The 25,178-nt window shown below is 50.8% G+C and carries 26 protein-coding genes; 20 read left to right on the top strand and 6 right to left on the bottom strand.

All coding sequences use genetic code 11. The annotated features are described in order from the left end of the window. The first annotated feature begins 7 nt into the window (after positions 1 to 7). From F4Y39_22270 to F4Y39_22255, 4 genes are read left to right on the top strand one after another with little or no spacing between them, the layout of a single operon-like run. Positions 8 to 1,567, top strand: a complete 1,560-nt coding sequence (locus F4Y39_22270) for a hypothetical protein (protein ID MYC16464.1) — start codon at positions 8 to 10, stop codon at positions 1,565 to 1,567. 23 nt (positions 1,568 to 1,590) lie between these two features. Then, on the top strand, positions 1,591 to 2,658 hold the full coding sequence (locus tag F4Y39_22265; protein ID MYC16463.1) for an amidohydrolase: 1,068 nt from the start codon (positions 1,591 to 1,593) through the stop codon (positions 2,656 to 2,658). An 18-nt stretch (positions 2,659 to 2,676) separates the two neighbouring features. Then, positions 2,677 to 3,774: an amidohydrolase gene (locus F4Y39_22260; protein MYC16462.1), complete on the top strand. Its 1,098-nt coding sequence runs from the start codon at positions 2,677 to 2,679 to the stop codon at positions 3,772 to 3,774. Positions 3,775 to 3,788: 14 nt separating this feature from the next. Beyond that, positions 3,789 to 4,511 (top strand): hypothetical protein, encoded by a 723-nt coding sequence (locus tag F4Y39_22255; GenBank protein ID MYC16461.1) that lies wholly within the window; start codon positions 3,789 to 3,791, stop codon positions 4,509 to 4,511. 70 nt (positions 4,512 to 4,581) lie between these two features. On the opposite strand, the gene F4Y39_22250 is transcribed toward F4Y39_22255, so the two are convergent. Further along, on the bottom strand, positions 4,582 to 5,616 hold the full coding sequence (locus F4Y39_22250; protein ID MYC16460.1) for a Gfo/Idh/MocA family oxidoreductase: 1,035 nt from the start codon (positions 5,614 to 5,616) through the stop codon (positions 4,582 to 4,584). A gap of 29 nt (positions 5,617 to 5,645) precedes the next feature. Continuing rightward, a complete protein-coding gene (locus tag F4Y39_22245) occupies positions 5,646 to 7,121 on the bottom strand; it encodes a sugar ABC transporter substrate-binding protein (GenBank protein MYC16459.1) in 1,476 nt (491 codons plus the stop codon). A gap of 71 nt (positions 7,122 to 7,192) precedes the next feature. Here F4Y39_22245 and F4Y39_22240 point away from each other — a divergent pair, with 71 nt between their 5' ends. From F4Y39_22240 to F4Y39_22190, 11 genes are all read left to right on the top strand, one after another. Further along, positions 7,193 to 8,872: a CBS domain-containing protein gene (locus F4Y39_22240; protein MYC16458.1), complete on the top strand. Its 1,680-nt coding sequence runs from the start codon at positions 7,193 to 7,195 to the stop codon at positions 8,870 to 8,872. 12 nt (positions 8,873 to 8,884) lie between these two features. After that, entirely contained in the window at positions 8,885 to 9,676 is a 792-nt protein-coding gene (locus F4Y39_22235; GenBank protein ID MYC16457.1) for a sugar phosphate isomerase/epimerase, read from the top strand. An 8-nt stretch (positions 9,677 to 9,684) separates the two neighbouring features. Further along, the gene (locus F4Y39_22230; protein MYC16456.1) at positions 9,685 to 10,725 is read left to right on the top strand and encodes a zinc-binding alcohol dehydrogenase; all 1,041 of its coding nucleotides are present in this window, start codon (positions 9,685 to 9,687) and stop codon (positions 10,723 to 10,725) included. Positions 10,726 to 10,737: 12 nt separating this feature from the next. Next, positions 10,738 to 11,829 (top strand): Gfo/Idh/MocA family oxidoreductase, encoded by a 1,092-nt coding sequence (locus tag F4Y39_22225; GenBank protein MYC16455.1) that lies wholly within the window; start codon positions 10,738 to 10,740, stop codon positions 11,827 to 11,829. 71 nt (positions 11,830 to 11,900) lie between these two features. Beyond that, positions 11,901 to 12,860: a hypothetical protein gene (locus tag F4Y39_22220; protein MYC16454.1), complete on the top strand. Its 960-nt coding sequence runs from the start codon at positions 11,901 to 11,903 to the stop codon at positions 12,858 to 12,860. Continuing rightward, a complete protein-coding gene (locus F4Y39_22215) occupies positions 12,861 to 13,922 on the top strand; it encodes a low specificity L-threonine aldolase (protein ID MYC16453.1) in 1,062 nt (353 codons plus the stop codon). A gap of 33 nt (positions 13,923 to 13,955) precedes the next feature. Beyond that, positions 13,956 to 14,216: a type II toxin-antitoxin system Phd/YefM family antitoxin gene (locus F4Y39_22210; GenBank protein MYC16452.1), complete on the top strand. Its 261-nt coding sequence runs from the start codon at positions 13,956 to 13,958 to the stop codon at positions 14,214 to 14,216. Between the two features lie 5 nt (positions 14,217 to 14,221). Next, positions 14,222 to 15,772 (top strand): hypothetical protein, encoded by a 1,551-nt coding sequence (locus F4Y39_22205; GenBank protein ID MYC16451.1) that lies wholly within the window; start codon positions 14,222 to 14,224, stop codon positions 15,770 to 15,772. Between the two features lie 61 nt (positions 15,773 to 15,833). Further along, a complete protein-coding gene (locus tag F4Y39_22200) occupies positions 15,834 to 16,643 on the top strand; it encodes a TIM barrel protein (protein MYC16450.1) in 810 nt (269 codons plus the stop codon). Positions 16,644 to 16,665: 22 nt separating this feature from the next. Next, positions 16,666 to 17,736, top strand: a complete 1,071-nt coding sequence (locus F4Y39_22195; protein MYC16449.1) for a Gfo/Idh/MocA family oxidoreductase — start codon at positions 16,666 to 16,668, stop codon at positions 17,734 to 17,736. Then, entirely contained in the window at positions 17,733 to 19,082 is a 1,350-nt protein-coding gene (locus F4Y39_22190; protein ID MYC16448.1) for a sulfatase, read from the top strand. Before F4Y39_22195 ends, F4Y39_22190 begins: the two co-directional genes overlap by 4 nt. Positions 19,083 to 19,090: 8 nt before the next feature. Here F4Y39_22190 and F4Y39_22185 read toward each other — a convergent pair whose 3' ends face one another. Continuing rightward, on the bottom strand, positions 19,091 to 20,035 hold the full coding sequence (locus tag F4Y39_22185; protein MYC16447.1) for a D-glycerate dehydrogenase: 945 nt from the start codon (positions 20,033 to 20,035) through the stop codon (positions 19,091 to 19,093). Between the two features lie 162 nt (positions 20,036 to 20,197). On the opposite strand from F4Y39_22185, the gene F4Y39_22180 reads away from it, so the two are divergent. The 5 genes from F4Y39_22180 (at position 20,198) to F4Y39_22160 (ending at position 23,031) form a co-directional block, all read left to right on the top strand. Further along, on the top strand, positions 20,198 to 21,043 hold the full coding sequence (locus F4Y39_22180; GenBank protein ID MYC16446.1) for a hypothetical protein: 846 nt from the start codon (positions 20,198 to 20,200) through the stop codon (positions 21,041 to 21,043). Between the two features lie 30 nt (positions 21,044 to 21,073). After that, positions 21,074 to 21,367, top strand: coding sequence for a hypothetical protein (locus tag F4Y39_22175; protein ID MYC16445.1), 294 nt, complete (start codon positions 21,074 to 21,076; stop codon positions 21,365 to 21,367). 61 nt (positions 21,368 to 21,428) lie between these two features. Then, positions 21,429 to 22,121 carry a tetratricopeptide repeat protein gene (locus F4Y39_22170; protein MYC16444.1) on the top strand — a complete coding sequence of 231 codons (693 nt, stop codon included), beginning with the start codon at positions 21,429 to 21,431 and terminating at the stop codon, positions 22,119 to 22,121. Between the two features lie 11 nt (positions 22,122 to 22,132). Next, positions 22,133 to 22,450 (top strand): DUF971 domain-containing protein, encoded by a 318-nt coding sequence (locus F4Y39_22165; protein MYC16443.1) that lies wholly within the window; start codon positions 22,133 to 22,135, stop codon positions 22,448 to 22,450. A 44-nt stretch (positions 22,451 to 22,494) separates the two neighbouring features. Continuing rightward, entirely contained in the window at positions 22,495 to 23,031 is a 537-nt protein-coding gene (locus tag F4Y39_22160; protein MYC16442.1) for a hypothetical protein, read from the top strand. Positions 23,032 to 23,135: 104 nt separating this feature from the next. Here F4Y39_22160 and F4Y39_22155 read toward each other — a convergent pair whose 3' ends face one another. The 3 genes from F4Y39_22155 to F4Y39_22145 form a co-directional block, all read right to left on the bottom strand. Then, positions 23,136 to 24,161, bottom strand: a complete 1,026-nt coding sequence (locus tag F4Y39_22155) for a ribose-phosphate pyrophosphokinase (GenBank protein ID MYC16441.1) — start codon at positions 24,159 to 24,161, stop codon at positions 23,136 to 23,138. Between the two features lie 61 nt (positions 24,162 to 24,222). Further along, positions 24,223 to 24,723 carry a GNAT family N-acetyltransferase gene (locus F4Y39_22150; GenBank protein ID MYC16440.1) on the bottom strand — a complete coding sequence of 167 codons (501 nt, stop codon included), beginning with the start codon at positions 24,721 to 24,723 and terminating at the stop codon, positions 24,223 to 24,225. Between the two features lie 6 nt (positions 24,724 to 24,729). Beyond that, the gene (locus F4Y39_22145) at positions 24,730 to 25,158 is read right to left on the bottom strand and encodes a phosphoribosyl-AMP cyclohydrolase (protein ID MYC16439.1); all 429 of its coding nucleotides are present in this window, start codon (positions 25,156 to 25,158) and stop codon (positions 24,730 to 24,732) included. Between the last annotated feature and the right edge of the window lie 20 nt (positions 25,159 to 25,178).

Below are 25,178 nucleotides of genomic sequence, written 5' to 3'. Positions count from 1 at the left end.
ATCCTGTATGAGAGGCTATGCTCAGCATCCTATCACACTGCTCGAAGGCGAACAACTCGGCGATATCGCCTGGGAAGATGCCCGCGCATTTACAGTGGTCACGCGTTCTACATTGAACCGCCTGAAAGCAACAGATGAGGGCATACCACCCAATCTCCAGGCACTATCGGATACAGCCTTTGCAGCTTTCGAAAAAAAAGACAACTATCGCGCCTACCGCCTGTTTATACGATTTATGGCAATGACGCGAGACAGTAGCTCTGGCGAAGGTACAGAACTCGCCGCAAGCTACAACCTGGTATTAAATCGCACCATCACGAACACGGACGACACGCTTCACGTACAACTGAAACCCCTCTTTAGCCTGGGACATCCGCTTTCAGGCGAATATACGGCGCGGCTATCGCTGCGGGGAACAAAGGGTGTGGTTGACGAGCGCACACTCCCAATTTCGTCTGTCCGCGCTTTCAATTGCGCCCTATCAACAACGGGTTTGCCTGAAGGACGCGCAGGTGTGCGCTATGAATTGCGCGATCCAGCGGGCAAACTTCTGCTGAGAGTCACAAGAGCTTTTTTGCACACAGACACAATGTCTTCACGCTTGAAAATTTTGCAAACGCGGCTAAAAACCTTGCATGGCGAGAATATCGCGTCCCGTGGTGCGTCCCAGCGGGCAGCTATCGAAACAATCGAATATATCGTCGCGCATCTCGAGGAAATGCACGCCAAATACGTGGGAGATCTCAGGCGAACAGCGCAACCTATGGTCATGAAATACCGCAGAAGCGGCAGGGGATTGACATGGCGCGGCGCGATTAACATACCGGCGGACATCGACCTCGCCGAAACCCTATCTTCGGCACTTTTGGCAGGAGAAGACCCCCTGAAGAAAAGCACTGGCGACTTTCACCTCGCGTATCAATCAGCAGTTGACAGCCAACTCGTACCCTACCGCATATTTGTGCCAGAGGGATATACGCCGGATCGATCATGGCCGCTGATCATTGGCCTTCACGGTGCTTCTGGCAGCGAAAACACCTGGTTGGACCGGCGCAGAAGAGGCGAAACAGAGAACCTGTGCAAGCATCTATCACAAGAACGCGGATATTTATTTGTCGCGCCGAGTGGACGCGGGCCTTTTACTGGGTATCGCAGAATTGGCGGGCAAGATGTCATGGATGTATTGGATCGCGTATTGTCCATCTACAATATCGATCCAGAGCGCGTGTACCTCACCGGTCATTCGATGGGCGGAGGTGGCACCTGGATTCTGGGATTGAGGCATGCCGAAAAATTTGCCGCCATCGCGCCAATCGCGGCCAGTGGGCGTTGGGTAAGATCGAGACACGTCAAACCGCATGCCGATCTTCCCGTGCTATTTTCGCAAGGAGCAAAGGACATGGTCGCGCTGGCAGAACCCGCTCGACGCACCGCAAAACTGTTGGCAAAGTATATGACAAATTTCACCTATACCGAATATCCCGACGATACGCACAACACAATATGGTTCACAGCTCTACCGTCTATTTTCGATTTTTTTGACGCACACGGCGGCGTCTCGCAATGATCACATTCTAAAAAGAAAAGAATATGCCCGCTGATTTTACAGGCCTTGGCCGTCCCGTTATCGACTGCGACATTCACAATGCGTTTGCCTCCCTGGAAACCCTTGTTCCATATCTGGAAGACCACTGGGTCGCGTATATTCGCGAATCCCATTTTCGAGGCCCCGGCGCGAATGATTATCCGGGTGGCGCGCCCACATCTGCGCGGCAAGGTACTCGACCCACAAATGGTCCCCCGGGCTCCGACCTGGGACTGACGCAAAAACAGGTACTCGATCCCTGGGACGTGGAAGTGGGGATTTTGACCTGTGGCTATTGGGTGCAAAGCGTACACAACGAAGACCTCGCAGCATCGCTTGCAACAGCGGTCAACCAGTGGCAGATTGATCACTGGCTTGAGAAAGACGCGCGTCTCCGCGCTTCATTGGTCGTACCCAGCCAGAATCCCATCCTCGCCGCGCGAGAAATTGAACGCTTTGGCGATCATCCCGGCTTCGTACAGGTAATACTCCCTGTACGCTCCTATTCCCTGTATGGAAAAAGCGAATACAATCCGATGTACGCGGCCGCAGTAAAACACGACCTGGCAATTGGCATTCATTTTGGCGGTGCTTCATCGCTTCCCCCCACACCCGTGGGCTGGCCTTCGACCTATATTGAAGAATGTGCCGATATGGCGCAGATTTTTCAGGCACAAGTCCTGAGCTTAATCTCCGAAGGCGCGTTTGCGCGGTTTCCCGAATTACGGGTGGTATTAATCGAAAGTGGATTCGGCTGGATGCCCGCATGGATGTGGCGCATGGACAAAGAGTGGAAAGGCCTGCGCCGAGACACCCCCTGGGTTGTGCGCCCCCCATCGGATTACGTGCGAGAACACATTCGAATGACGCTACAACCGATGGATACGCCCATAAATTCCGAACACCTTTTGCAAATGATTGGACAACTGGACTCGGATGAAATACTGATGTTTTCGACCGATTATCCGCACTGGCATTTTGACGGACCGGATGATGCCATTCCAAAAGGGCTATCCGATTCGCTACTGGAAAAAGTTTTGAGAGAAAATGCACGAGCGTTTTACAAATTGTGAGGAGATACCGCTATGGCGATGACGATTTTAGAAGAGCCAGAGGTCAAAAAGAGAGAAAAACTATCGGTAATCGATTGCGATATTCACAATGTAGATGGCTATCAGTCTCCCGCCACTGAGGTCTGGGTAGATTATATGCCCAGCGCCTGGAAAGATTACCATCTGAGCATTGCAGGGCGCAGACGCTCAGGGTCCAATTGTCCGAGAGCTGTGCCCTTTGCCGCGCGAAACGATGCATTCCCCCCTGAAGGACCCCCTGGGTCGCATCTGGGTTTTATGCAGGAACAATTGCTGGATACCTGGGAAATGGACTACGGCATATTGAACCCGCTATCGCCTGCTGGGGGACAGCAAAACCTGGAATACGGAGCGGCAATTGCACAGGCGGTAAATGAATGGCAAATAGCCGAATGGCTGGAAAAAGATGAGCGATTGCGCGCATCCCTGACCGTCGCGTATGAAGACGCCGATCTCGCCGTAGCAGAAATTGAACGCCTGGGCAATCACCCGGGATTTGTACAATTGATGTTCATGGCCCGCACAATGGAGCCACTGGGCCGCCGTAAATACTGGAAAATTTACGAAGCAGCCGTTGACTACGACCTCCCCATCGGCATTCACTTTGGCGGCACGGGTATTGGCCCAATTACGGGCGCGGGCAAGGCGGCGCATTATATTCAGGATCACGGCGGGATGCCCATGGCATTTCAGGCGCAGGTAACGAGCTATGTGTACGAAGGCGTATTCGAACGATTTCCCGACTTAAAAATCGTTCTGATCGAAGGCGGCTTTGGGTGGGTGGCACCTTTGATGTGGCGGATGGATAACTGGTACCGAAAACTCAAGATGGAAGTGCCCTATTTAAAGCGCCTGCCCTCGGAATATATCCGGGACCATTTCTATCTGACCACACAGCCTGTAGAAGAGCCTTCAGACCCGGCGTATTTCGAGCAGATGCTGGCGCACATGGACATGGACGACAAACTGATGTTTGCAACCGATTATCCGCACTGGGATTTTGATTCGCCCGACCAGGCACTGAGCAATGTATCGGATCGAGAAGTCAAAAAACAAATTATGGCAGAGAATGCCCGGGAACTCTACGACCTGGACTGAACAAGAGGTGTATAATGTCGAAACAAACTCTAAAACAGCGGATTCGGAATGGTGAAATTGTAAATTCTATTGGCGTGCCAATGGATATTGAAAAGGGTGAACTAACGGATATTCTGTCAAAACACGAATGCGACTATCTAAATGTAGATGCACAACACGGGCCTTTTAACGAAGCCCAACTGGTGGCTTTCTGTATAATGGCCCGGGAATTGAATTTGCCCGTTCAGATCCGGATTAAGCACACTCGCCACGCCTATCTGATTGGCAACTATCTCGATTTGGGGCCTTCGGGGATTATGGTACCAGAAGTAGAAAGCGAGGCAATTGTAGATGAAGCCGTAAACGCCTTTTATTATCCCCAGATGGGCAAACGCAGTTGGGGCGGCGTACATCGGGTGGGACTGGACGAGCGACCAGACCGGTTGGAATACGCTCCCTGGTGGAATGCGTACGGATGGCTGGCAATTCAGATTGAATCTGTTGAAGCAGTAATCAATGCTGCACAGTTAGCTAAACCAGGAGTAGATGTATTGAACTTTGGGCCAAACGATCTGCTGTTTAGTATTGAGGCGCACCCTCAATTTCCATATCGGACGGTGGAAGACTGCGTAAAACATGTGCTCAATCAGGTAAAAGACACACAAGTGAGAGTAGGCATGAGCGCCGAGACACCTGAGGAGCGAGACCAGTATGTGAATTGGGGGGTAACTGTCTTTCCAAAGCGGATTGGTATTTAAAAAAATTAAAATAAAAAAAGCGGCCTATGTTGAGAGACATTGGCCGCTTTTTCTGTGTATTTGCCAACACCTATGCGTACTTCGCCTTGAGCGTTTGCCCCATCGCTGCGCTTTTACAGGCAAGGTCCAGGATGTGAATGGGGCGGCGAGACCATTCGGGCGTGATAATCAGGTCTTCACCCTTCGAGAGATGCGCGGCAATATTATCGTAGTATTTATCGTATTGGTGACTGGGATTCTTACCAGAGGAGACAACCTTTTCCCCATCTTTTATCTGTAAAATTTCGTACGTCCCACCATCAAAAATATAAGTACCGGTCGTACCGGTAATCTCGAGCCACCCCTTGCGGGGTGCAGATGCAATACTCGACATAGTGAGATTGATCCATGTCCCGTTTTTGAAACGCACGATAGCCGTGGCCTCGTCTTCATTGGTATCCGCCTGCCAGCGGGTCTCATCAGCCCAGAAACCGGTGTGCGCGAACCCGGTAACCTCCACAATATCCGATTGCAGAATTTGGAGCGAATATTCGAGAAGGTGAACACCCCAATCGTAGAGGATCCCCCCAGAAATGCTCTTGCTACTGCGCCACCAGTCGCCCGGTCGATTGTATCCTCCCATGTGGGCTTCAATGCGATAGACCTCGCCAATAACCTTGCGCTGGTGAATTTGTTCGAGGGCTTCCAGGATACACCCATCCCAATGGCGGTTGTGATAGGTGGAAAGAAGAAGGTCTTGCTTTTCGGCTTCGCGGATCATAGCATCGCATTCCTCAGTCGTAATCGCCAGTGGCTTTTCGCTGATAACGTGGCGCCCCGCGCACAGGCATTGCAATGCCAGATCGGCATGGGTATTGTGTGGCGTGATGATCACAACGAGATTGACATCGGATTTGTCCAGCATATCAGACACAGATGTATAGGTCTCGATACCGGGAAATTCTTCTCGTGCGACTTTCAAGCGCGTTTCGTCGAGTTCTGCAACCGCAACAGGCGTCATACCCGCCTTTTTCATAAACGTGAGATGCTGACGGCCCATATTGAATGCGCCGCCATAGCCTATAACACCCACTTTGATGTCTTCTGGCATTTTAAAAGAGGACATAGAGTTGTACTTTCCTTTTTGAGTTATGATTACTTCAACAAACCGGCATCTTTGAAAATCTGCTCGTGTTCGGCAGCGATTTTGTCAAGGGCTTCCTGCGCGGGCGTAACCCCGTCAATCGCTTCGCCTAAATAACGCTGTGAGACCGCGAGCAACTCGTTGTAAACAGGCGCATTCCAAAAGTCCTGGAGATAATCGAGCGATTCTGCAAAAGCGCGGTTATACGGAGATGCGTTTCGGAATTCATCGCTATTGAGAATATCCGTATTGGCGGTAAATCCGGCGTCTTTGGTAATCCATTCTTTTTGGATATCCGTTTGCAAGAACCACGCGATGAATTGCTTGGCCAGTTCTTGTTGCTCTGCGGACGTTTTGGTCGAAATACTGAACCCCTGCCCCCCCAGACTCACCACGCGCTTGTCGCCGGCTTTGGGCACCATGAAAAAACCCGCCTTGTCCCCCATCTGTTTCACAATACCGGGATAAAAGGCGAAATAATTCATGCTCATAGCCGTCGAACCATTGATAAAGGCCTCGAAGGTTTTGCCATAGTCGAAATTGGTCGCGCCATTGGGACCGTATTGTAACAACTCCTTCAGATACGCAAGGGCTTCTGCCACTTCCGGTTTATTGACATACCCATCCACCGCAAAGTCGCCAAACTCACCCCACGAGCCTCCAAAACCCCACATAAACATCTGAAAGCCCATCGTCATCGAATCATACCCTCGGCCGGTAAGCAAAGCACAGCCGTATTGTTTTTGATCTGGACGATGGAAAAATTCAGCCAGATCGCGGAATTCATCCCAATTGTCGGGAATCGTCAGATCCCGCCCATATTTTTCTTTGAATGACGCTTGCTCGGCAGGGTCTTCAAACCAGTCTTTGCGATAGACAAATCCGATGGCATCGGTCTCGCAGGGCGCGGCGTAGAATTTGCCACCACCGGGCGGATATTCACACAAATAACGCGCGGCGCGGGGATGAATTTTGTCTATATCAATTGCCGTGGGCAACCAGTCGGTCAGATCGACGTAAAGACCGCGCGTCGCACCTCTACCAATCCACTGACTATCGCCAATCACAATATCAAAATCCGTTTTATTATTTCCAAAATTGAGAAAGACCTGATCCTGATAAGACGGCCAGGGAATCTGGTGGACATTAACGGCAATACCCGTTTCCTGTTCGAATTTATTGCCCAATTCCTGAAGCCCATCCGCGGGATCCCACTGCGCCCACCATATTGTGATAGCGCGCTCCACAGGTGTCGGCGACTCAGCGGGCTTACAGCCCACAACGAGAAATATCAGACCAAATAGAATACATGTGTGCCTCATAGCGCAATCTCCAGAGTTATTGTGTTGTATGTGATGACGGTTTGCGAACAGCATGAACAAAGCGATGTGATAGGGAAAAAACCGCACCTTGTCAAGCATTATATAAACGCTGGGCAAAGGGCGTGAGAAAGGCTTGCTTTTTTTAATAGGCGATTTATTTTTCATATCAAATACGCGTATAATTCACCACCCTACCCTGGCTGGTTAAATATCCAACAATTGATGAGACCCTACCTATGATTGACGCTTTACTACCCCTTGGTCTGCTTATCGTCGTAGGTAAGATTTTCGAGGGTCTGTTTAACCGTTTTGGCTTAAATTCAATCGTCGCCTATACAATCACGGGCACCTTGCTCGGCCCCATCACAAATATCGTCGAACCAACGCCAGAACTCCAGACGTTCTTGGGCATCGGCATCTTCGTCTTCTTCTTTTTGGTCGGCCTCGATGAAATCGACATCCCCAGCTTTGTGGCAACGATTCGCGGACGGTTCTTTGTCGCAGCCACCGTGTCGGTGCTCATCTCACTCATCGTCGCTTTGGTGTTCACATCAAACCTTTTCAACATCAGCTTTGCCCTCAACCTCAATTTCACAGAGGCACTGGCGCTGGCTGGCATTCTCTCGCTGTCCAGCCTGGGGCTTGTGGCAAAGGTGTTCGCCGACAAAGGACATTTCAAAGAACCTATCGGCCTCGAGATATTCACCACAGTCATCATCGCCGAATTGATCGCCCTCCTCGTGGTCGGGTTCTCCATCAGCAAAATTGGCGCGCACGAATACGAACTGAGTGTTGCCAGCGTACTCTTGCTGCTGATCCAAATGGCGAGTTTTGCAGTGGTGGCCTGGTTCATATCGGCGCGACTACTGCCCCATGCGATTGTCTTCTTGCAGAAGGTCTTAAATGTACCCGAACTGTCGTTTGGGCTGCTGATCGGCGGCCTTTTCCTGATGGTAGTGGGTGCCGAACATCTCCACCTGCACGGCTCCATTGGCGCGCTGCTTTTCGGCACGGCCCTGTCGAGTATGCCCCGTCAGGTCCACGAAGACGTCCTGCCCGGTTTGCGAAGCGCGGCAGAGGGCTTGTTTGTCCCGCTCTTTTTCGCTTCGGCCGGTTTGCACCTGAATCTTTCTTTTCTGACCTTGCCAATCGCGACCATCGCGACATTAGTCGTGTTCCCGTCTCTGGGCAAATTCGCCGGTGCCGTTATCGGTACCTATATGGCGCGTCTGGACAATCCCTTTGCCCAGGCCACGGGACTAATGGCAAAGGGCGTGGCGGAAATCGCCCTCCTCCTCGTCCTCTTCGAGAACGGCGTAATCGGCAAGGATGTCTTTTCGCTATTCGTGCTCATGATGTTCGGCTATATTATGCTGATGCCGCAAGCAATCAACTTGGCGATCAACAAAGCCAAGAAAACGCACCAACTTAAGCTACCGAAATCTGTACCGCTTTCTTTTGCCCGCCGCGCAATGCAGGATATTACCGTCAACCACGTCATGGACAGCACGCGCACATATCCCAATTCTACGCTTTCAGCAGAGGATTTTATTAATGATTGGCCCGTGCCAAATCAACGGGATTATCTCGTGGTTGATCGCGGCGAGATTGCAGGGATCGTCTCGCTTCCCCGCCTGCAGGCAATGTCCTCGCGTTTGCGGGCAAACCTGAGCCTGAGCACTGTGTTGCGCACAGATTTGCCGCAGGCTCAGCCCGATGAGCCAATTGAAGACGTGCTCAAGCGCATGACGGATCATTCGTTGTCCGTAATCCCAATCACAGATCGAGACACAGGTGTATTTCTTGGCTCAGTCACGAGCGAAAATGTTCTTGAACTGGCTGTTCTGATGGAAGAAATCGCCGAAGAGTTGCAAAACAGAGGCGCAAATACCCCCGAAACACACAACCCAATTTAGTGGAGACACGCGATGAAAATAGGTGTAACGCAAATTATCCTGGGCAAACTGACACTGGATGAAACATTGCAATTGTGCCGCGATGCGGGTTACGAAGCACTCGAACTGGTATTTTCACCAGAAGGCGATCCAAATGTAGATATGAGTGACGACGAGGTCCGCGGTGTCAAAACGCGGTGTGACGATGCGGGCATTGAAATCAGCAGTGCGATTGCCAGATATGATAACCGGGGCAATTTTCTCAGCCGAGACCCGGCAGAGCGCGAAGCCGGCATGAAGAGCTTGCGCCGCGCTATTGACGTGGCGCATCTGGTCGAAACCGACGCGGTATTACTCCATCCAGGCCAACTCCCTGTTGATGGTACCTATGAAGATGCCTGGGATGATTTTCTGGTCTCGATGAAAGAAATTGCCCCTTATGCCGAGGAAAAAGGCGTTGCAGTTGGCATAGAGAATGTGTGGAATAAATTTTTGCTCAACCCGAAAGAAGCGCGCGAGTTTGTCGATGCCGTGGGCAATGATTGGGTCGGAATTTATCTCGACACAGCCAATATGATGTTTTACGGCTATCCAGAGCACTGGATTCGCGGGCTTCAACACCGCATTAAACGGGTACATTTTAAGGACTTTGTTCGTCAGCAACGCAATTTCGTACCGCTGATGGATGGGGATACGGATTGGGCAGAAGTCATGAAAGGATTGCGGGATATTGGCTATGACCGATATGTCATCCACGAAGTAGGTGGCGATCGAGACGTGCAAATTGAGATGGCAAAACGCATGAAACAAATTGTAGCAATGTGAGGACACGAATGACAATGCGAAAAGTAGCGGCAATTGACGGTCAAGGCGGAATTTCGGTCATCGAAGAACCGGTTGCAGACCCAAAGCCAGGCCAGGTTCAAATAGAAGTCTCGGCGAGCATGGTCAGTCCCGGCACAGAGTTGGGTGGGGTGAAAAGGCGGCGAGAAAACCCGTCGGATGCCGTACCTCGCCCGTTTGGATATTCCAATGCCGGCGTGGTCGTGGCGCAAGGCGCGGGGTGTGAAGACATACCGCTTGGGACGCGCGTGGCCTGTATGGGGGGCGGATATGCCCAACATGCGACCCATGCCTGTGTGCCGCGCAATATGGCAGTACCCATTCCCGATGGCGTCAGCGATGAAGACGCCTCGTCTATTCATCTCGTTGCAACCGCCTTAAATGCCGTGCGGCGCGGCGCATTCCAACTCAGCGAACACATTGCCGTGGCAGGCCTGGGACTTGTGGGGCAATTTACCTGTCAGTGGGCACGCATTTCGGGATGTTATGTAATGGGCCTGGACCAATTGCCCATGCGTCTTAAAAAAGCCGCTACCTGTGGCTTGCTGCGCGGGGTCAATATCACAGAGGAAGACCCGGTTGAAGTATCGCAAACTTTTACGCGAGGTTATGGTATCGATGGCGGTGTAATTGCCTTTGGTGGTGATGGCACGCCAGCTTTTATCACGCTTAGCAAAATGATTAAAAAAGCACCCGACACGCACTTGATGGGTCGCATTGTCATTGTGGGTGGCGCCCGGATAGAACACGGCTTTGCATCCGCGCTGGGCAATCTGGATGTCCGCAGTGCCGCACGCACAGGACCGGGCTATCACGACGAGGAATGGGAACACGGTGCGGATTATCCCTCCGTTTTTATGCAATGGACAACGAGGCGAAACCTGGAGGAATGCTTACGCTTTATGGATACCGGACACTTAAAAGTAGCTCCCCTCATCACCCATCGGGTTGCATTGGATGACGCACCCGAAGCCTGTGAAGAACTCATTCGGAATCCCAACGCGGCATTGGGTGTCGTATTTTTACCCTAATAAGGAGTCATAATGGCAGAAAAACGCTATCGCGCCGGTGCTATTGGTCGGACCGGGCAGGGCAATTTTGGACATGGCCTGCATGTGCCCTATCAAAAAATCGACTGCGTGGATATGATTGCTGTGTCCGATCCGAATACTGCCGGACGGGAAAAGGCTATCGCAGATGCCGGAGCACAGCGAGGGTATGCGGACTATCGCGACATGCTAAAAAAAGAAGACCTCGATATTGTCAGCGTGTGTCCCCGGTGGGTCGATTGTCACGAAGAAATGATCGTGGCGTGTATCGAAGCTGGCTGCCATGTCTATTCGGAAAAACCACTTGCAGGCGACCTCGCGTCCGCAGACCGCATCGTGGCTGCCGCCGAACAGCACAACCGCAAAATTGCCGTAGCGCATCAGGCTGTTTACCTCAGGCAATTACATCAAGTGCGCGATTTAATACGGGAAAATCAAATTGGAAAGCTCCTATCCATGCATGGGTATGGCAAACAAGACCATCGGGGAGGCGGCGAAGACATGCTGGTGTTGGGAACACATCTCTTCAACATGATGCGCTTTTTGGGTGGCGATCCCCTGTGGATGACAGCGCGCGTTACAGTTGGAGACCGTGAAATCACACCCGAGGATGTGCGGGAAGCCACAGAGCCAATTGGCGCGATTGCGGGCGATGGCGTGGTCAGCCTGTTTTCCTTTCGCGATGGCGTGGATGGCTCATTTGTCTCGCGGGCCAATCAATCGGGAAAAGGACAGGGCTATGGGCTGGTGCTGGTCGGAGAATCTGGGCGGATAGCCATAAGCGGAGGAGCAGAAGCAATATCCATTTACGAAGATGGACTGTGGGCACCCTGGAGAGGTGGTCGTGAGTGGCAGGCGCTCGACCTTGCGGGTGATCACTTGCAGGAGACGGGAAATTATCGCGCCATTATCGACCTGATTGACGCTATAGAACGCGACCGCGCACCCATTTCCAGTGATCGAGATGCACGTTGGGCATTGGAAATGATTCACGGAGCGTACGCATCCCAAATTTCTGGACAGCGCGTTGTTTTTCCAAACCCCGATCGCTCTCATCCGCTCGAGAAATGGCACTCTGGGCATTAACCTGGTTGTGTCCAGGTCTGTAATTTGATATTATTTCTAAAACGCTCTGTCCTCTGTGGAAAGGTCACAAAATGAAACTAAACGTATTGAAAGAATTGCCCCGTTCCTTTCAGGCATCCGTATTAATTGCCGGATGGCCCGGTATGGGCAGTGTAGGAATTGGTGCGATTGACTATATCCGGCGCAAACTCGATGCCGTCGCATTTGCAGAAATAGACATGCAATCCCACTTCACGCCCGAAGCCATGATCGTAGAAGATGGGCTCGCGACCTTTCCCGATCCGCCTGCCCATGTATTTTATGCAGTGGAAGAACACGATTTGATTATTTTTCAAAGTGAAGCGCAAATAGGCGGAGTACCCGGCGATGAATTATTGGACAAAATTCTGGACGTGGGACAGCGGGTCGGCATCGATACCGTTCTCACAGGAGCGGCCTATCTCACACAGTCCAGTCACAAAGAAGATGCACAGGTGCTGGGAGTGGCGAACAACACTGAATTTCGAGATTTACTGGCATCGCATGGCGTGGAGATCTTGAAAGAGGGGATGGTCTCAGGGCTTAATGGTCTGTTGCTGGGCTTTGCTCAAAAACGCGATCTCAATGCAGCCTGTTTTTTGGGAACCATGCCGCAATACGCAGCACCCATCCCAAACCCCAAAGCCTCAAAAGAGATTGTGCTGACTCTGGCACATTTGTTAAATTTTTCGGTCGATATGTCGGAAATTGACGACGCTGCCGAAAAGATGGAAGGCACAATGGAAGATATTGAGATGCAAATCCAAAAGACATTTTCCCACATGGACGATATTCCAGAAAACGAATTTCCAGGCGGAAAGATCGAAGAGGATAAAGTGCCTCAGTCCGTTATGGAACGCATTGAAAAGATGTTTCGCGAAGTGAAAAAAAATGATCAGTTTCACAAAAAAGCCAATGAACTCAAAGCAGAACTCGACCGTTGGAACCTCTATCCATTTTACGAAGATCGGTTTCTGAATCTTTTCAAATCTGGCCCAGGAGAAAGCAGATAAATGACTGACATTAAAATTGATCTTTACAGTGATACATCCACCGTGCCAACGCAAGCGATGCGCGAGTTTATGTGTCGGGCAGAAGTGGGTGATGAGCAAAAGGGCGAAGACCCGTCGGTGAATGCCCTACAGGATATGGTCGCCGAGATGCTGGGCAAAGAGGCGGCCCTTTTTTTGCCATCGGGAACGATGTGCAACCAGATTTCTTATGCGGTTCACTGCCGCGCAGGAGATCTCATTTTGGTGGATCGCACCGCACACCCGCTCATATCAGAAGCCGGTGGCGCAGCGGTGCTCGCTCGCGCAACGCTGTATCCCATTGATGGAAAAAATGGCATGTTTACACCCGGGCAAATGGCAGAGGTTATGGTGCCGTCAACGCGATACAGACCGCCCTTCCGCCTCGTCTGTGCCGAACAGACCACAAATATGCCGGGGGGACGTATATGGTCCCTCGAACAGATACGCGCAGTATGCGATATGGCGCACGAAAAAGGTGCTTTAACGCACATGGATGGCGCACGATTGCTAAATGCAACAGTTGCAACTGGCATTGCACCAAAAGCGTACGCCGAGTCTTTTGACACCCTGTGGATCGATCTGAGCAAGGGCCTGGGCGCGCCTGTGGGGGCTGTACTGGCGGGACCATCAGAGTTTATTCTCAATGCCTGGCAGTGGAAACAGCGTATCGGAGGCGCCATGCGGCAGGCTGGCATCATTGCCGCTGCGGGTATTTACGCGTTAGAACACAACGTCGAACGGATGGCAGAAGATCACGCCAATGCAAAACGCCTGGCAAAAGGCATTGCAAAAGCACCCGGAATTGGAATCAATGTCGAAGGCGTAGAGACCAACATGGTGCGCTTTGACGTGGCTCAATTGGGCATTTCCGGCCGCGATTTTGGCGACCGATTACTCGCCGAATACGGCATACGCGTAAGCGTCATCGGCACACACCTGATAAGATTGATCCCACACATCGGCATCTCCAAATCCGATGTTGAAGAAGCCGCACAGGCGATCTGCCACCTATCTGAAAAAGTGGGCTGCAAGAATACGTGAAAATCAGACATCATAGCAATCTTTGGAGGAAGTATGACCAAGACATGGCAAGTACAGGACGCCAGGGCGCGGTTCAGCGAGCTACTCAAGACGAGCCTTGCTGAGGGGCCACAGATTGTGACCAAGCGGGGTGTGGAGACAGCTGTGCTCGTCCCCATTGATCAGTGGAGACGATTAGAGAAGATGGACAGCCCAGACCTCAAGGAACTGCTGCTCGCGCCGGAAGCACGCACGGACTCGCTAACACCGCCGCGTGAAGCGCATCTTCATCGGGTGTCATCGGTTTCAAGGTAAGTATTGTGCGAGTCGGTCATAAGATTACAGAATTATCTACATGGCGCTTGCATCGGGCGTTGATTGTACGCCGAACGCTGTTATGTCTTTGGTTCTTCATCGGATTCGTAACCGTAGATGCTCAGGAACGTCCTCGCGTAGTTCGGACCTCTCCGGAGAATGGCGCGATGTCAGTGGATCCCGCGACGAATGAACTGCGCGTTACTTTCGATCAGCCCATGGTGACCAGCGGTTATTCGTTTGTGGGTGGTGGTCCCACGTTCCCAGAAGTTGTCGGCAGACCGCAGTGGATATCCAACACGACCATCGTTCTCTCGATAAGACTCAAACCGGATCACGCATACTGGTTGAGCATAAACTCAGACCGTTATCAGAATTTCCGAGGAACCAACGGGCTTCCCGCAGTCCCATATCCCATCTCCTTCCGCACTGCGCCATCGGGCACAGTGGATTCTCTATCTCAAGAACTGAATCGAGAATCGTTGAAGCAGTTGAGATCGACCATTGAGGATCGGTATTCCCATCGCGATCTGCGGGGCGTGGATTGGGACGCCCGATTTGCCGAGTTTGAGTCGCGGTTAATCGATGCGAAAACGCGCGCCCAATTTGCCACGCTTGCTGGGCAGCTCTTAGAGATCGCCCGCGATATTCACATCTGGCTCAAAGTGGGTGATGAAACTTTTGCCAGCTTTCGGCGAAGCATCAGCCCAAATGTGGATTTAGATCTGATCAAAAAAACGGTCTCTGGGTTTCGATCTGTCAATGACGTAGTGGCTACCGGAAGATTTCAGGATGGACCAGCGTATCTAATGATTGGAACTTGGCGACGAGAACAGGCCGGAGATATCGAAGCCGCCGGGACCTGGATCGACGGACTATCGTCTGATGATACCTTGATTTTGGATGTTCGATTCAATAGCGGAGGAGCCGAGCAGTTGGCTCGGGAAATTGCCGGTCGATTTGTCGAGCATCCCGTAGTGTATGCCCAGCATCACTTCCGCGATCCTTCCATGCCGTCAGGATTTTCTGAAATTATGACCCGAACGTTGAATCCGACGCCATCCGTCCTCGGTTTTCGAGGGCGCACAGTCGTTCTGATGGGACCGGTCAACGTGAGTAGTTGCGAGGCATTCCTGTTAATGATGAAGCAGGTGTCACAATGCACATTGATGGGCGAGATGTCCTACGGCAGTTCAGGTAATCCACAACCTGTATCCTTGTCGAATGGCGTGATCGTGTTTTTGCCCTCTTGGGTAGCTTTCACACCCGATGGAGATCCATTCGAAGGGAAGGGGCTATCACCTGATGTCCACGTTGCATTTTCTACCGACACTACAGGCGAGGACCTATTGATCAAAACAGCCCTTGATTTTTTGCTGGCAAGGCCCGACTTTAGTGGTGATGGTCGCGTTGATTTTACCGATTTTTTGCTATTTGTGCAGCAATTCGAATTGAGCCAGAGCGACGAAGGATATGATGCGAGATACGATCTGGATAACGATGGCACAATTGGATTTGGGGACTTTCTGATCTTTGCCAACGCCTTTGGTAAGTAGGCGTTATCCTGTATATGGAAGGTTACACCAGGACGCAAATTCGCATTGAGGAGACTATAATATGCCAGAACTATCTATTTCCACCTGGAGCTTACACCGCGCTTTGGGCAAGGCGTGGTACGATCGCACGCCCGATGGATTTGTGAACCGAAATGGCGATGGAGGGCGCATAAAACTGCTCGATGTCCCCCGCGAAATAGCATCACACGGCATCGGGCATTTGGAAATCTGCCATTTTCATTTCCCCACAACGGATGATGCGTTTATCGCAGATCTGCGTGCAGAACTGGACAGACACGGCGTATCGCTTTACAGCATCTTAATCGACGCCTGGGATATTACGCATCCCGATCTCGAACAAAGGGAAAAGGACCTGGCGGAAATTCGGAGATGGATTGACATCGCATCCACCTGTGGCGCGGCGAATGTGCGCGTAATCGCCGGCGAAGCAGAGCCAGACGCGGAATCCATAGCACTCAGCGCGCAAAATCTCCTGCAATTGTCGGACTATGCACGCGATTGTGGCGTACGTGTCATGACCGAGAATTTCAAGCGATTAACCCAGCGCGCAGCCCCTCTACTGGATATTTTGAACAGATGCGAGGGAAAAATCGGATTGTGTACTGATTTTGGCAACTTCAAAGGGGAACACAAGCTGGGCGACCTCGCAGAGGCGTTGCCATTTGCAGATACGATTCACACCAAAGCGGATTACGAAGATGGGATCATGTTGCGGGACCAATTCCTGACCTGTTTGGACTTGACGCGCAAAGTCAATTTCTCGGGATATTACACATTGATCTTCCAGGATCTCGGCGAAGAATGGACATATCTCAACGCGCTCAAGCGCGAAGTACTGCCGTATTTATAGCCCTATCCATGAGGATAATCTAATGCAACCCGTTCGCGCTGGCTTATTTGGCCTGACACATCCCCATTCAGAAGCCCATTTCAAAACCCTGCAGGCTTCTTCACTGGTAGATGAGATCATTCTTTATGACGCCGACCCCTCGGCTCTGAACAGCTTTAACTCAACAGATAAAGTCGCAGGTACTTATTCCGATCTCAGCGTACTTTTAGGCTCTGAAAATATAGCCTTTGGTGTAGCCTGCGCCCAAAACGACCAGAATCCGGACCTTTGTCTGCGCTTATTCGAGCAGGGTATCCACATCATCAGTGAAAAACCCATTGGTGCTTCGGTTGCCGCTGTTTCTCAGGTCGTGGATGGTGCGGCAAAAGCGGGTGTCCAACTGGGCGTCATGTATCAGAATCGCTATCACCCCACCGCTTGTGAAGCGCGAAGACTCGTGCAAGGTGGTGCAATAGGTCACGTGACATCTTGTGAATCTCGGATGGTCACATCACAGGTAAAATTTCGCGATCCCAAACACTGGCTATTTGATCGGTCAATCTCCGGCGGCGGTATCTTATCGTGGTTGGGGTGTCATTATATTGATCTGCTGTGCTATGTAATGGACGCAGACATCGTCTCCGTTTCTGCAATTGTCGATACGCTCAGCGGCGAAAACATCGATGTTGAAGACGTGGCGTCTCTATCCTTTCGGTTTTCCAATGGCGCGCTGGGCAGTATGCAGGCCGGTTATCAACTATCAATAAGTGGCGCGGGTTATATGGGGCCGAATTACGACACGTATATGGGATTTCGCGGTCACGAGGGCCGCGTGTTCTGGACGCCCTCAGGTGGCCCATCAGAATTGTATCTCGAAAGCGTTGCAGAAGGCTGGCACACGGCATCTCAGCGAACCTTTGATTATACGCTACCCGAAGTCGATGCTTATGGCGGTGCTTATGGGATCACTTTTTTGGATGACTTTATTCGATCTACCGCGGGCAAAGGTGCGGCTCCAACCTCTGGAGAAGATGCCTTAAAAGTCGCCAGAATCATTGAAGCGGCGTACAGATCAAATGACACCGGTCAACGCATTGAATTGGATGAGATGTGAAGGCACCTCCTCCGAACATCCTCTTTCTACTGACCGACAACCAGCGCAATGACCTGCTCGGTTGCGCTGGCAATCCAATCATCAAAACCCCAAACATAGATCGACTTGCCGCAAGCGGCGTGCGATTCGAAAACGCGTTCTGCACAAGTCCAATCTGCGCTGCAAGCCGGGCCAGCTATCTCACGGGCACCTATGAAAGACGCCACCGATTCACCTTCCTCACACCACCCCTTCAAAGCGCATACACCGACATCTCCTACCCTGCTACTCTTAAAATGGCGGGTTATCGCACGGGGCTAATCGGCAAATTCGGCATAGCCACCAACGGAATCGCCCCTTCTCTGCAGGACGGAGATGCAGTGGGAAAGATGTTTGACGTGTTCGACAACTACGAACACTGGACCGAAGAAGGGTATGAAATCAGACATCCCGATGGCAGTGTGCGCCACCTGACCGACATGACAGGGGACAAAACGATCAACTTCCTGCGCACACATCAATCAGATCACCCCGGCCAGCCATTTTGTCTCTCCATCAGTTTCAATGCGCCGCACGCGCAGGACAATGATCCGCGCTGCTACATCTGGCCCGCTACTGAAGATCATCTCTATGCAGAGACGCAGATACCAGAGCCATTCAACGCCCATCCCGACTTTTTCCGACAGTTGCCAAAATTTCTTCGCGAAACAGAGAGTCGCGTGCGATGGCAAAAACGCTATGCGACATCTGAGGACTACCAGAGAAACATGCGAGGGCTGTACCGAATGGTGAGCGGTGTGGATCGGAACATAGGCAGGATTCTCGGGACCATGGATCAACTGTCATTATCCAACAACACAGTCATAATCTTCGCATCCGACCACGGGATGTACTACGGAGATCGCGGACTCAGCGACTGCTGGCAGTTGAACGAACAGTCGATCCGCATACCCCTTATTATCCTCGATCCACGGGCTGATGAAAACAATCGAGGTCTCATTCGCGAAGAATTGGCACTAAACATCGATATTGCGCCAACCATCCTCGAACTGGCGAATCTGAACGTTTCGGACAAAATGCAGGGCAAATCTCTTGTTCCATTATTGGAAAAAAAGAAAGTTGACTGGCGAAAAGCGTTCTTCTGCGAACACCGGTTCCACCGCGCCGAAATCCCCAAGAGCGAAGGCGTACGCACACAACGATGGAAATACATTCGCTACTACGAGCAACAGCCCGTCTATGAGGAACTCTACGACCTTCGCAATGACCCCCACGAATCATTCAATCTCGCGGGAGATCACAGATTCTCAAATCACCTCAAACGACTGAGACGACGATGCGACAAAATGAGCGCTGAATGCGCTTAGCACCTATCTTACACCACATAAGTGATCAATGGCTGATCCGTGAGTCCAGCTATAAGATTATCTACCGTGCGCTGGGCCATTGCTATACGCGTCTGGCGTGTGGCACTGCCCAGGTGGGGAACTATAACTACATTGTCCATAGACAGGAGGGGATGATCGCGTGGAAGAGGTTCTGGCTCGGTCACATCGAGCGCGGCAACTGCGATCCAATTATTATCAAGAGCTTCTACGAGTGCATCGTGATCGATAACACCTCCTCGCGCCAGATTGACCAGTATGGCGGTTCTTTTCATTCGCCTGAGCTGATCTCGACCAATCATATTTCGCGTTTCCTCAGTCAGCGGCACATTCAAAGTGACAAAATCCGATTGTTCGAGCAAATCGTTGAGGGATACATAAGTCGCGCCCAACTCGACCTCGGCTTTGGGATCGGGTTTTCGGTTGTGATAAAGCACATTCATGCCAAATCCCTTTGCCCGTCGTGCGACCTGCCTACCGATATTTCCCATACCAATAATACCCAGTGTTGTACCGTGGATTTCGTGACCGATCAAAATGCGTGGATCGTAGTGCGTAAACGCCGCACTGCGGGCAAAACGGTCGCCAATAACGATATTGCGGGCGGCGGCCATGAGCATTGCAAAAGTCATATCGGCTGTTGCGCCATCGAGCATATTGGGCGTATTGCCAACTGGAATTCCGCGCTGTTTGGCTGCTGACAGGTCAATGTGATCTACACCAACACCAAAATTGCTGATAACCTTCAAATTGGGCATGCGATCCATAAAATCACCGCCGATAATCGGGTGTCCATAAGTGAGCAGCCCTTGTGCAGACGCGACTTTATCATCTGAAACATTGTCGTGCGCCAAAATGTGCAGTTCGCAGCGGTTATTTATCATCTCTGGAATTTCATCGGGAAGATCGACATCGACGAGAACTCGATATTGCATACACACTCCTTTCGCAGGTATCATTTTGCAGAATACTTCAAAATAGCACGCGATGAAAGATTTGACAACAAGCGTTTAAGTATTGCAGAGGACACGCGAATTGCGTAAATTGAAAAGTGATCGTGTGTTTTGGAAGAACCGAATAAACACTGGAGGAGGGATATGAACGGATCAAATTTTGGCGTCGCGGTCAAAAAATGGCAGTTTAAGGTATTGAGAAACTGCGTTTTACTTATAACGGCGTTCATAACATTTGGACAGGCAGATGCGGGACTGATACCGGAAACTCCCACGCCGCAAGGTGGCGAGATCGTCGGCTCCTGGGTAGCTGAGAAGGTCGGGCTGGATGCTTATGTTCCAGCCGGGCTCGTGCAGGCTGTATCACCTCTTACAGTTGAAGGTGAGATCAACGGCACAATAACTTTTGGTTCAGATGGCAGTGTTAAATCTGACTACACAACATTAACCAATGTCTCTGCGGTATTATTGGTTCCACTTACGGTCGCTGTACACGATACGAGCCGATACGAGGGAAATTATACAGTCGCATCCGATACCCATGCACTCACCATAACGCTCGAAAATGAAGACCCACTCAATTATACGTACACAGCTACGGCGGATTCACTGAAGATCATACGCCCGCTTCTGTTAGATGAATTATTGCAGTCATTATCCGAAGCTGTAAGACCCCTGGCTATGAGTGCGCTGTCTCAGCACGTACCGCCAGATGATCCAATCAGGATCGTAATTACTTTTGCGAAAATGAAGGATACGGGAACACCACCACCAACACCACCGCCAACACCACCACCGACTATGCTAACTGGTGATTTTGATGGCAACGGCACGGTTGAATTTCCAGACTTTCTCCTCTTTGTCGCGCAATTTGGCAAGTCTTCATCCGATGACGGTTTTAATGCCAGTATGGATCTGGATAGCAGTGGGACAATTGATTTTCCAGACTTTCTCCTCTTTGTCGCCGCGTTTGGCAGCAAGAGCGGTTAGCGATCAAAGCAAAAAATAGAAAAGGACTCTATGACCAAATTTATGGCAGGTGCTTATCTGATACTCAAATTGATTTGTCAGCGAATAGAGATTGATCCGGACCTTGTTCTTGTGATGTGGTGCAATCGCCCGGCCATTGAAATTTACGAGCCGGGCCTTTCTATACGCCAAAGCCAGCGATTACATCGTGCAATTTTGCCACACGCCTCTACTGATTACCCCATAGTCGATCCCCTTGTATGGGATGCAACTTCGACGACTCGACTGAGTTTGCCAAAGTCATCCGATCAATGGCCCTACACAGGACGCCCCTTGTATCTATGAGGGTATTGTCCCCCAAGCACCTCGCATTGATGTGACTTTTTGGTACTGTCAGGAAAAATATATGATATTGCGACTGGGAATAATCGTCGTTATGCTTTTGGGTGCAGAGATTTCCAGTGCTCAAGAGGTGTTTGAAAGCAGTGAATCTATGGTCGTGGTTTCGGATGATTCGATGGCTGTAATTCTCGACCCCGCATTGAAAAGTGTTGTCGATTCGCTGGAAGCTGGCAATCCCGGTGCTGCTACTGTCGCCTTGCGCGATATTTTGGAAAAAAACTCCGCACACACACAAGCATTGCGCCTTCTCATATCAGCTTATTTGCGGATGGAAGATTTTGATCGCGCAATTGACGCCTGTCAGCTATTGGCTGTCCAAGACTCGACTGACGCAAGCGCTCTGGTCACGCTTGGATATTTATATCAGCGAATAGGCGATATAATTCTATCAGAGCAATATTATCAGCAGGGGCTTGCCCTGAATCCCGATGTCATCGCAGCCTATCAGGGTTTGGGCTGGATTTACTTAAAAACGGGACAATTAGAGCAGGCACTCGACATGGCCAGTGAGACCACAGAACGCAGGCCCCATTACGCGCTTAATTATATTTTAATGGGGCGTGCCCTGACAGCTCAGGGTTTTTTTGAAGATGCGGCAATCGCCTATAATCGCGCCTTTGCTCTGCAAAACGATCTGCGCGAGCAATACGGTATTTTGCTTCAGGAATTGGGATTAAGGCATCGGTTGAAGCGTTAGGGGGGCTGGTCGTGGCAGAAAAACCCAAACGTATTCGCGTTGACCGCGCAGAGGGATGGCTCGAAATGGATTGGGCGGACGATGGAATTTTGCGCGTGCAATTATCCGACGTGCGGAAAGCCTGCCCATGTGCATTGTGTGGAGACCTGCGGGCAAAGCAAGACGAGCAATTGCAGATGATTACTGCGGATCAAACGCCATCGGCAGATCTGTCGGATGTCATTCCAGTCGGAAATTATGCCATCCAAATTCGGTGGACAGATGGACACGATACGGGAATTTATACCTATTCTTATCTCAAACAATTAGCACTGGCGTCGTGTAGATAGAAAATTTATCCGGCACCGTCAAAAAGTGCTGTCAGGAGTTTATTATGAGGGTCTTTGCTGGTGTCGGACTTTTGGTCTTAATTTTTTTTACAACGAGTGCCCAGGCCGGTTTTAAGCTCTACAATCTGGCAACCAAGGTTGGTTTAGACGTTGTACAGGCAAACGACACAAGGCATTTCTTTGTGCTTCAAGCAGATATTGCAACCGTCTTTTCGCCCAATCTCCGCCTCGAGATAGGTGCTGAAACGGGCAGCGGATCTGATCTTGACGGTACCGAGATTCAAGCAAGAGGTGGTGGGGCTTTTCTAAAGTACTTGTGGCCGCATAAATCGGGAACCGCGTATGCGTATATGGGCGGTGGATTGGGAGTGAACCGGGTGCGGCGCGAGCGGTTGATCATCAACGAATTTCAAAACGAATACCAGGCTGCGCTTCACTTTATTCTGGTCGGCATGGAAAAACAATTGTTGAACCGCAGAATGGAAATTTTGTTTGAGGTACGCTGGGTCATTGGCGAGCAAGAAGACGCAAGTGCCCTGCGCACAGCCGTGGGGATTGGCTTTAACATCGGCAAACCGTGACGCCGTTTTCAGTGCAGAACTGTAACGTAAAAAAAATAAAAACCGGCCTCATCATCAGGTCGGTTTTTATTATATAAATCAAACCCCTTTACAGCGCGTACATTTCACCCTTCAACTCTCGCATTGGCAAAGAGATTGCTGACGGATTCATCGTTGTTGATGCGGCGGATGGATTCGGCGAGAATGGGAGCGACTGATAAAATTTTGATCTTGCCATTTTGGGCGCGTTTGGGCACGGGAATGGAATTGGAAACGACAAGCTCTGTAAGCACAGAATTTTGCACGCGCTCAACGGCGGGATCTGCCAGCACCGGGTGGACAATGGTGGCACATATATCGCGCGCGCCTTTGTCTTTGAGTGCAGAGGCAGCTTCGATGAGGGAACTCCCCGTAGAGATAATGTCATCAACAATGACGATATTTTTGTCTTTCACCTCACCAATAACGTTCAGGACTTCGGTTTTTTGACCGCTCCAGCGGCGTTTATCTACAATAGCTAACGACGCACCGAGCAGTTCGGCATACGCGCGTGCCATTTTTATGCCGCCGACATCGGGGGCGATAACAACGAGATTTTTGAGATTTTTCAGCCTGAAGTACTCACCTAAAATGTTAATGGAATAGAGGTGGTCAACGGGTATGTCAAAAAACCCCTGGATCTGATTGGCGTGCAGGTCCAGGGTTAAAACCCGCCGCGCCCCAGCGGTATAAATCATATTGGCGACCAGTTTGGCTGTGATAGGCACGCGGGGGCGGTCTTTGCGATCCTGCCGTGCATAGCCATAATAGGGCACAACCGCCGTGATGCGTCGGGCAGAGGCGCGTCGCGCAGCATCGATCAAAATGAGCAGTTCCATCAAGGCGTCATTGGGCGAGATGTCTTCTTCTTCATTTGCACAAATAGGTTGAACAATAAAAACATCGCAGCCACGTACGTTTTCATCAATTTGCACATGTGTTTCGCCGCCGGAAAAACGGCTCACAGTGGCTTCGGCAAGCCGAGTATCGAGAATATTGCAAATATCTTCGGCCAATGGTCGATTGGTATTACCCGAAAAAACTTTGAGATCGTAACCCACGTTTTCTCCCTCCTGTCGTCGAGTGCCCTGATTTATCTTAATCAATCGCATTTGTACACCATTTATCATGTGAGCAATATAGTGTTGAGAAGATTGTGAATCAACCCGGATTTCAGGGTGCAATATCGCGCCTGATCAAAATGATCTGAATTTTGGAATCTGAGCGAAGCGGTTCGGTTAAACGGGTCTCTTCAAACCCGATTTTTTGATAAAAAAATCGCGCAGGATTATCTTCACTGACCCAGGCTTCGAGCATGGTGGCCCCACCCTCTCGCGCCCATTCTATGACAGCGCCCACAATCTGCTCACCGATATTTTGTCCCCTAAATTCGGGTGCGACCCACATCGCAGTGAGCACTACTGCGTCTGATGCCCTGCGATAACACCCCGCCATCCCACAGGGATTATCCCCCACATAAGCCATGAAATATGCGCGATCCGACAGATTGGCATGATCTCTCGCCATTTCCTGCCAGTCTCTATCGGTCCTTTTTTCGCCTTCTGCCAGCGTTGTACCAAAAGCGTAAGGCGCATCTTCAAGTGCGCGAAGACGCACATCCCTGAGAATTTGCCATTGATCTGCGTGGATTCGATTTACAACCTGTAATGACATAACTCATTACTCCGGTATAGTTTTGGGGTTTACAAATACCAATTTCCCACTGTCGATACTGCGGTAATAACAGCCGTAACGCGCTCGTCCATCTTCTTTCGTATGACACGATCCATCGCCTTTGAGACGCACGAGATAAAGCAGTGAATTTTGCTCGCAGTTGATGCGCACATCGACCAGTTCGAGCATATCGCCAGACGTAGCCCCTTTAATCCAGAGTTCATTGCGCGATGTACTCCAGAATGTTGCCACGCGGTGTTCAAGCGCGTAGCCAAGCGCCTGTTTATTGACATAGCCGATCAAGAGAACGGCTTTGCTATCCACATCCTGCACAGCAACGGGAATGACGGGATGATCGGCCTGTGCAACCTTTCGAAGCTTTTCAAAATCGAGATGGATATCCGTCCCTTCTTCGAGTTGATAATCAATAGACATAACTATTTCCTCCGCTTGCC

This window comes from Gemmatimonadota bacterium (assembly GCA_009838845.1).
Taxonomy (GTDB): domain Bacteria; phylum Latescibacterota; class UBA2968; order UBA2968; family UBA2968; genus VXRD01.
Note: the sequence above shows the minus strand (reverse complement) of the source record. Positions and strands in the feature narration are given on the sequence as shown.